This window comes from Pseudomonadota bacterium (assembly GCA_038533575.1).
GTDB lineage: Bacteria > Pseudomonadota > Alphaproteobacteria > Rhodobacterales > Rhodobacteraceae > Shimia_B.
In genome coordinates this window covers 1-537 of the sequence record JBCAYL010000050.1, presented here as the reverse complement: position 1 = coordinate 537, position 537 = coordinate 1, and the positions used below count along the sequence as shown (strand labels likewise).

4 tRNA genes are annotated in these 537 nt (G+C 51.6%); all 4 read right to left on the bottom strand.

What is annotated here, in order from left to right:
• Positions 1 to 63: 63 nt before the first annotated feature.
• Positions 64 to 136: transfer RNA gene (locus tag AAFM92_16950), tRNA-Phe, on the bottom strand.
• Positions 137 to 211: 75 nt separating this feature from the next.
• A tRNA-Gln gene (locus tag AAFM92_16945) sits at positions 212 to 283 on the bottom strand.
• Positions 284 to 288: 5 nt separating this feature from the next.
• Positions 289 to 370: transfer RNA gene (locus AAFM92_16940), tRNA-Ser, on the bottom strand.
• 59 nt (positions 371 to 429) lie between these two features.
• Positions 430 to 502 (bottom strand) — tRNA-Arg (locus tag AAFM92_16935).
• Positions 503 to 537: the final 35 nt, after the last annotated feature.

Genomic DNA, 537 nt, shown 5'->3' with positions numbered 1-537 from the left:
TTGAGACACTTTTTTGGCTGAGACTTATTGACTCAATGTTGAGGGGAAGGGGGTGGAAAAAAATGCCGCGACCCGGGATCGAACCGGGGACCTTTAGATCTTCAGTCTAACGCTCTCCCAACTGAGCTATCACGGCTCGGGTGATCGTTGGCTCAGCCATAGAAGCATCTGAGCCATCCAGGTGGTGTCAAAGAATGTTCAGAAAAGGATGAGGTCCCACCGAGATTTGAACTCGGATCGCTGGATTCAAAGTCCAGAGTGCTAACCATTACACCATAGAACCAGGTCCGACGAGGATGGGATTCGAACCCACGCGGGCAGAGCCCAATGGATTAGCAGTCCATCGCCTTAACCACTCGGCCACCTCGTCTATCCACTCGAGTGTGTCTGTCTGTGATATCAAAAAGAACGCGAGGAGTTGTCACAAAACACCGCTGATGGGATTCGAACCCACAACCTCTGAATTAGAAGTCCAGCGCGCTATCCGTTGCGCCACGGCGGCGATGAACATACGTGAAACTCACTTTTTGCGTCATC